General features: G+C 44.2%; 6 protein-coding genes and 3 tRNA genes. 3 read left to right on the top strand and 6 right to left on the bottom strand.

Annotated elements, in window-relative coordinates:
* Nucleotides 1-346 precede the first annotated feature (346 nt).
* From B9J87_RS09380 to B9J87_RS09370, 3 genes are all read left to right on the top strand, one after another.
* Nucleotides 347-431: transfer RNA gene (locus B9J87_RS09380), tRNA-Tyr, on the top strand.
* Between the two features lie 79 nt (nt 432-510).
* Nucleotides 511-595 (top strand) — tRNA-Tyr (locus tag B9J87_RS09375).
* A 79-nt stretch (nt 596-674) separates the two neighbouring features.
* Nucleotides 675-759 (top strand) — tRNA-Tyr (locus tag B9J87_RS09370).
* A gap of 99 nt (nt 760-858) precedes the next feature.
* Here B9J87_RS09370 and B9J87_RS09365 read toward each other — a convergent pair.
* From B9J87_RS09365 to treB, 6 genes are all read right to left on the bottom strand, one after another.
* Nucleotides 859-1,626, bottom strand: coding sequence for a PKD domain-containing protein (locus tag B9J87_RS09365; RefSeq protein ID WP_094150444.1), 768 nt, complete (start codon nt 1,624-1,626; stop codon nt 859-861).
* Between the two features lie 22 nt (nt 1,627-1,648).
* On the bottom strand, nt 1,649-1,885 hold the full coding sequence (locus B9J87_RS09360; RefSeq protein ID WP_017044213.1) for a hypothetical protein: 237 nt from the start codon (nt 1,883-1,885) through the stop codon (nt 1,649-1,651).
* 76 nt (nt 1,886-1,961) lie between these two features.
* Entirely contained in the window at nt 1,962-3,596 is a 1,635-nt protein-coding gene (locus B9J87_RS09355; RefSeq protein ID WP_094150442.1) for an ATP-binding protein, read from the bottom strand.
* Nucleotides 3,587-4,309, bottom strand: coding sequence for a winged helix-turn-helix domain-containing protein (locus tag B9J87_RS09350; protein ID WP_017044211.1), 723 nt, complete (start codon nt 4,307-4,309; stop codon nt 3,587-3,589). The genes B9J87_RS09355 and B9J87_RS09350 overlap by 10 nt, the downstream gene beginning before the upstream one ends.
* Before the next feature lie 257 nt (nt 4,310-4,566).
* Nucleotides 4,567-6,258 (bottom strand): alpha,alpha-phosphotrehalase, encoded by a 1,692-nt coding sequence (gene treC / locus B9J87_RS09345; RefSeq protein WP_094150433.1) that lies wholly within the window; start codon nt 6,256-6,258, stop codon nt 4,567-4,569.
* A gap of 61 nt (nt 6,259-6,319) precedes the next feature.
* Entirely contained in the window at nt 6,320-7,744 is a 1,425-nt protein-coding gene (gene treB, locus B9J87_RS09340) for a PTS trehalose transporter subunit IIBC (protein ID WP_094150431.1), read from the bottom strand.
* Between the last annotated feature and the right edge of the window lie 166 nt (nt 7,745-7,910).

Below are 7,910 nucleotides of genomic sequence, written 5' to 3'. Positions count from 1 at the left end.
ACACACAGGCTATACCCAAACAACCTGAAGTTGCAGGTAGGCGGCAAGTAAATTCATCCCCATGAGCATAGATAAACTATGTGATTGGGGTGAGCTAACGTAGCCAACACCACTGCAGCTTCAAGTGGGAAGGGTATAAATAGAGCAAAACTATCCATTCCTCCCCCCTTTGCCCAAAAAGGCAGCATTCAATTCAAAATCATAAGAAAAAGGCTTTACAGAGAGAGCGAGTTTGCTATCATGCGCTCCGCACTTGAGCAATGCGTTGGGAAAACGTTGTTTAAGCATACTGTGAGCCAATAGTGTCCTTATAAGCACTATAAATCACATTGTATGAAAACCCTCTGGAGGGGTTCCCGAGTGGCCAAAGGGAGCAGACTGTAAATCTGCCGGCTCCGCCTTCGATGGTTCGAATCCGTCCCCCTCCACCATATTCTCTCGCAAGAGAAACCTTGATTGATACGTTGGGAAAACATCATTCAAGCCTATTTTTAGAATAGGAAAACACCCGGAGGGGTTCCCGAGTGGCCAAAGGGAGCAGACTGTAAATCTGCCGGCTCCGCCTTCGATGGTTCGAATCCGTCCCCCTCCACCATATTCTCTCGTAAGAGAAACCTTGACTGATATGTTGGGAAAACATCATTCAAGCCTATTTTTAGAATAGGAAAATACCCGGAGGGGTTCCCGAGTGGCCAAAGGGAGCAGACTGTAAATCTGCCGGCTCCGCCTTCGATGGTTCGAATCCGTCCCCCTCCACCATATTTTCTCGATTGAGAACGATAAAAAGCCAGCTTTCGAGCTGGCTTTTTCGTTTCTTTACATCATAGCGCTATAAACTGACGTCACTAAGTAGTCTAGTTAACCCTCAATATACTGAAGTAGAGCGGTAACACAGCTTTGTGCATCACTGCAATTGATACTCTCTGGCAGTTCAGTCTGCAATAAAAACCCTTGTTCCAAAGAGTGGCAAGATGAACTTTCACTTAAACAAATCGGAACTCCTTGAGCAGAAAGGGCATTTAATAACAACAAAGCCGTTTGTATATTTCCCCCAGCATTGGCGGCAAAATGTAGCTCAAACTCAGCAGCGCTATTGAGTGAGGTCAGCGCATGCTCTAATTGAGTGTCCACTTCGGTTAAAGAAACCGAATCTAAATCACTAAAGCTCAGCATGCCTTGGTTCCTATCAGCATACTGCCAAGCAACGGTATCAACCTGCTGCATATAGGCTCGCTGCATGCTTTGCGCGGCCGCCTGAATGATCACCTGCATTTGGTCACTGTTGCTTCTTCCACCACTGTCTTTGACTGATAATTCAAAAATATACGTGCCAGCAATCGTAGGATAAAACGCCGTTGCTTTCAGAGAATCTGCATTGATCAAAGTAAGCGATTGAGGCCCAGAAACTTGACGCCAAGACTTCGTTTTAATTTCATATATTGATAACTCAGATTTCGCCGTTCCGCTCAACGTAATACTATTTACTGGCAGTATTAACATCTGATCAGCACCAGCATTAACCGTAGGCTTAGTCAGCTTATCCGCATCTTTCAAATCATCGGCTTTACATCCCACGATAAGTGCGAGCACACTCAGGATCACGAACAACTGGTTTAACTTAAACATAATATTTTCCTGTGATTAAGCATTAGAAGAGGTAACTGGTACTGATGGAAAGAAAGGCGACTTCACTACCGTCCAAATACATTGCAGCATCTTGTTGCGCGTAATCCATCATCACATTCGATTGCGTATTGGTTTGGCTGAGCTGGTCATTTAAGCGAACCCCATCGCTGAAGGCTGAGATCCATTCCATCGGTTTAGTGGCACTGGTGGATGAGAAAAATACGCCGCTTAAAAACAGCGCTAATAGTTTGGTATTCATGCTTACTCCTTGTGAGCGGTCTGATTCACCGACCCATTCAAGGTAGCATTCTCAATACAAATAAATCGTCAGCAGTTTATTGACCATTTGTATCCAGTTTGGTCACATTAGGTAAAGAAATCTGTTTCGGCCATTGCAGTTCAAAACATGCGCCCCCTAATGCTGAACCATTTACTTTTACTCTAACCTTACCTTGATGCCAACGAGTGATCTGTTTAACAATCGCCAGCCCAAGACCATGGCCTTTTTCACTATTACGCTCTTGATTATTCACTTGAGTAAAGGGCTCAAAAATACGTTCAATATCATCTGGCGCAATACCGGGGCCATCGTCTTCGACCACCAAAAAAAGTTGCCCATCAGATTCGTTCAACGAGAGATGGATCTCTTGCTGCGCAAATCGCGCGGCATTACTCAGCAAGTTTTTAACGGCCCGCAATAAAGCTCGATTATCGACAAATATCGTTTGCTGTCGCAACGAATCCAACACGCTGACACGCAATGTGAGTTGCGGGTTTTCAAGCTGGAAATGCTCCGCTTCTGCAACCAAATTGTCGGCAAAGTGGCAATAAGAAAAATGGCGAATATCTGTGATACGGTTATAGCGCGACAAAACAAGTGTCTGGTTAATCAAATGATCGAGATCTTCAATACTGGAGTGAATCACTTGGCGGTATTTTTCTTTCTGGCTTAAGGCAATGTCTTCATCCTCAAGCATTTCAAATGCAAAGCGTAAACGGTAGAGCGGTGTTCGTAAATCATGCGCCACGGCGTTGGTTAAGGTTCTTTGGCTGGCAATCAGCTTTTCGATGTTATTTGCCATGTTATTAAAAGAATGACTAAGCTGAGAGACCACGGACAGCCGAGATGTCGTCGCTCTACGAGATAATACTCCTTGACCAAATTCATTCGCCGTTTTTACCAGACGTTTCAGATCTCGCCATAAAGGATAAATCCACATAACTAAGGCCACAGAAATGGCTAAAAAAAAGAAACCGCCGATAGCCGTAGTGAGCTTTAATTGGGTTTGGTAGGAAATATTGTCCTCGACGCGTAACCACGTATTCTCATCCACCTCAGCCAATAAGATCATGCTGCCTTGTTGATTGATATAACTGGTCATCTGCTCTTCATCAGCCAACAATTTACTTCGCTCGATGGGTGACAAATCTTGCTCTTGCAATAGACTCAACTCTAAAGGTATTCGGCTATTTTGCTCAGCAATACTGGTTTGCCATTGAGTACGAGGTTGGCTACGGAGATCTTCTACCGCGAGGTATAATGTACCTCTGGACTGGTTAAGCGCAGCGAGTTCTCTCGGTTCATTGATCGCGAAATAGAGCACTTTGTCACTGTTCAACACTCTTTGCAAAAGTGCCATAGGATCACCATCTTGAAAAATGATCTCGCCTTTTTGCAACGCTTGATAAACTTCTGGGGAGGCGTGGTAACTGTCTAATGCCTCTAATCGAAGTGGGTAACTGAAATGCTTAGCATAGCCGTCAATAATCATTGTCCACTCAGCTTGAGGCGCTTGACGCAATTTTTCAGATAGAAACGTAAAGTTACTCTGATAGATAGGCTTATAAAATTCTTCAGAGATACTGCGGCTAAGATATGGGATCGGATTAAATTGCGTGGGAATACTGAGTAATAAGATCGGCAGAAACACAGCTACCCAGAGTACCCAAAAAGATCGAATCATGACCACTTCCCTTCCGATACAGCGCAGAGCTGATATCCTTTACCTCGAACCGTTTTTATCAACTTAGGTTCATTAGGATCATCTCCGAGCGCACGCCGCAAGCGTGATATACGACGATCAATTGAGCGATCTAAACCATCATATTCAAAACCACGCACATGCTGAGCGATATCATCTCTCGTGACAATGGTGCCGACATGTTGGGCGAGTAGATACAAGAGCTCAAACTCGCTGGTCGTGAGTTTTATGGGCTGCTGCTCAAGTAATACCGCTCGATGTTGCAAATTCATCCACAAGCTACCTATGCACAATTCATATTTGTCACTTTGACTTCCTCTTGCTTGCCTCCGAAGCAAAGCTCGAATACGTGACAGTAGCAAACGGGGCTTAACCTGCTTAACAACATAGTCATCGGCACCCAGTTCCAACCCCATCACCTGATCAATATCATCGTCCAACGCCGTTTGCATTAAGATCATACCGTGGTATTGATCTCGGACAGCGCGGCAGACATCCATACCACTTTGCCCTGGTAGCATAATATCCAGAATGACTAAATCAGGTTGCTCATCCAAAATCCGATCAACGGCTTGAATCCCATCCGCAACCGTTGAGACACAAAACTCATAGTGGTTGAGAAAGTCTTTGATCAGTTCCGAGAGTTCTAAATCGTCTTCAACGAGAACCACTCGATAAGAGGGGGAGAGAGTACTGTTCATTGTGTTTCACATCCGTTTGCTAAGAACGCAAACTATAGCGGATTGTGTTTCATCTTTGTGTGACTAATTGTGACCAAGCAACAAAGTTGTGGTGTTGTTAAAACATTAAACAAACCATCAACAGTCGAGCCTACTGCGTTGAATCAATAAGAGTACGAAGAAAGTACCATTGAGCCGTGACTCATAAACAGAGTCGATAAAAAAGCCCCGAAAATTCGGGGCTGAAAAATGACTGAATCTATAGGGGTAGGACTCAATCAGGATACTAAATCGAACAAAATTACGCGTGTTTCATACGGACGAAGCACTTGATGTTCCAAAACTTTGAGTGGTTTTATATCTGTATAGTTGCCTAACAGGTATTTTGCTTTCTCAATCGGTAACTCTTTTGGCAGCACGCATTCGGTGTCAACGCCATAATAGTTATTGATACAGATCAGCACCTGTTTCGCGTTGCGTCGCTGGTAGGCAAAAATCTCTTTATGATCGGGTAGTAAATCGGTGTAATCACCATCGGTAATTACACCGATTTTTTTGCGCAGCGCTATCAACTCTTGGTAGAAATAGAACACCGATTGCTCATCAGCTAACGCACATTGCGCATTCAATTCTTGATAGTTTTCTGCAATGTCTAGCCAAGGCTGACCTTGGCTAAAACCAGCAAAGCGCTCTGCATTCCATTGCATTGGCGTGCGAGAATTGTCACGGGATTTTTGTGCAAGAATGGCCATCATCGCTTCATGACTTACCCCTTGCTGGTTCACCATGATGTCGTAAATGTTAGTACTTTCCACATCTCGGTACTGTTCAATAGCGGTGTAGCCGGGATTGGTCATGCCAATTTCTTCACCTTGATAAACATAAGGCGTGCCTTGCATCATATGAATCGATGCGGCCAACATTTTTGCCGACTCAACACGATAACGTTGATCATCCCCTAAACGGCTCACGATACGAGGTTGATCATGGTTACACCAAAAAAGTGCTCCCCACCCTTTACCATTTAAACCCGTTTGCCAATGGTTGAAAATCTGCTTCAATTGCAAGAAATCAAATGGCGCTTTCGTCCATTTTTCACCGTTCGGATAATCCACTTTTAAATGGTGGAAGTTAAACACCATCGACAGCTCTTTGCCGTCCAAGCGTGAATATTGTTGGCAATGTTCAAGCGTTGTTGAGGACATTTCCCCCACAGTGACGCTGCCGTATTGTTGAAAAACCGCTTGGCTGATCTCTTGTAAAAATTCATGCACGCGCGGGCCATCGGTATAAAAACGGCGTCCATCACCTTGGTGATCATCACTGAAATCCTGCGCTTTTGAGATTAAATTGATCACATCGAGACGAAAACCATCCACCCCTTTTTCGGCCCAAAAACGAATCACTTGCTTCACTTCCTCACGAACTTGAGGATTTTCCCAATTTAGATCCGCCTGCTCTTTGGCAAATAGGTGCAGATAATATTGCCCTGTTGCGTCATCTAACGCCCATGCACTACCACCAAACTTTGACTGCCAATTATTTGGAGCCTGACCATTAATCGGGTCTTGCCAAATATAATAGTCACGATACGGGCTTGATTTATCACCCAACGCCGACTGAAACCAAGCGTGCTCGGTTGAGGTGTGGTTAACCACAATATCCATAATAATGCGGATACCTCTTTGATGAGCTTGAGTCAGCAGTTCATCAAAATCTTGCATGCTACCGAATTGAGGATTGACACTGTAATAATCCGAAATGTCATAACCGTTATCAACCATCGGAGATGAATAAATGGGTGTCAGCCAAATGGCATCAATTCCCAAGCGGTGCAAGTAATCCAGTTTAGAGATGATCCCTTTGATATCTCCCGTTCCTTTATTGCCGCTATCACAAAAACTTTTGGGATAAATCTGATAGATGGTCGCAGTTTTCCACCACTGACTATCACTCTTGGTTATAACCATATTGACAACTCACTTACCAAAATGAAAATGAGTGGTGAAAACTCACCACTCGAATGAAAGGTTATGCACTTACTGGCTCTAGCTCGCCTTTAGCTTGAGCTCGTTTGTATAAAAACAGAGTAAGCAGAATTGGGACGGCCATCGCCACCAGCATCGCGATGCCGTAAATACCCCAGTATTGTGGTTGAATCGAAAGAATACCTGGTAAACCACCCACACCGATGCCATTCGCCATCACCCCTGCACTACCACAAATTGCGGCTGCAATAGCACTACCAATCATGGCGCTTAGCATTGGGAACTTGTACTTTAAGTTGACACCATACATCGCTGGCTCTGTCACACCCAAATAAGCCGAAATAGCCGCAGGAACAGAGATGTCTCGCTCACCGTGTTTTTTACTGATAAAGATGATACCGACGACCGCAGACGCTTGAGCAATATTTGACAGTGCAATCAGTGGCCAAATTGGCGTACCACCCATTTCTTGCATCAACTGCAGATCCACCGCGTTGGTGGTATGGTGAATCCCGGTAATGACCAATGGCGCATACAAGAAACCGAACACCATTGAACCGATAACCGCAAAATCGCCAGTCATTGCAGCTTTAGCCGCAAACGCGACGCCATCGCCCAATACGCGACCAAATGGACCAATTAAAGCGTGGGCCAAAATAACGGACAATATGATAGAGATAAACGGCACAACAACGAGGTAAAGATAAGAAGGGATGATGCGCTTTAAGTTTGTCTCAATAAACGCCAGAGCAACACCCGCCAACATCGCAGGAATCACCTGAGCTTGATAGCCGACTTTCTCTATCACAAACAAGCCAAAATCCCACACTTCGGGCATCTGCTTACCGATCAGATAAGCATTCATTAATTGAGGCGAAACCAGAGTCACACCCAAAGTAATACCCAGTATCGGTGTTCCACCCAACTTTTTCACCGTTGACCAACAAACACCAACTGGTAGGAAGAAGAAAATAGCCTCGCCAATTAACCATAAGAAAGAATGAACCGTGGCCCAAAATTGGCTAATTTCAACCAAGGTTTTTCCATCGAACATACGAATGTCGCCAATGACATTACGAAAACCGAGGATTAAACCGCCAGTGATGATCGCTGGCAGCAAAGGAACAAAGATTTCCGCAAGATGCGAAATGCCACGTTCTAAAAAGTTCATGTTTTGGCGAGCGGCTTTCTTCGCTTCATCTTTAGAAACGGCTTCTTTGCCTGAAAGCCCGATTAAGATGGCGTAAACTTCGTCCACCTCAGTACCAATCACAACTTGAAACTGCCCAGCATTGGTAAAACACCCTTTAACCATGCTCAGCTGTTCTAGTCCTTTTTTATCCGCCTTGTCGGTATCATTTAGAACAAAGCGTAAACGAGTCAAACAGTGACTCACACTGGCGATGTTCTCTTTACCACCTACCAGCTCGATAAGACGTATCACGTCTTGCTTCGCTATCTTGGCCATACTTTTGCCCACCCTATATTGGAATACTGTCTATTTTTTCTTTTTAATGGGAACATTCCCAACTACAAGTACAATATTGACATAAATAATAAAAGGTAAAAATGGGAACAATCCCATTAATTGAATAAGATCACAGACTAATTGTAATTCACTTTAAGAAATAAGG

Source organism: Vibrio sp. V19_P1S1T109, assembly GCF_002241375.1.
Classification (GTDB): domain Bacteria; phylum Pseudomonadota; class Gammaproteobacteria; order Enterobacterales; family Vibrionaceae; genus Vibrio; species Vibrio anguillarum.
Note: the sequence above shows the minus strand (reverse complement) of the source record. Positions and strands in the feature narration are given on the sequence as shown.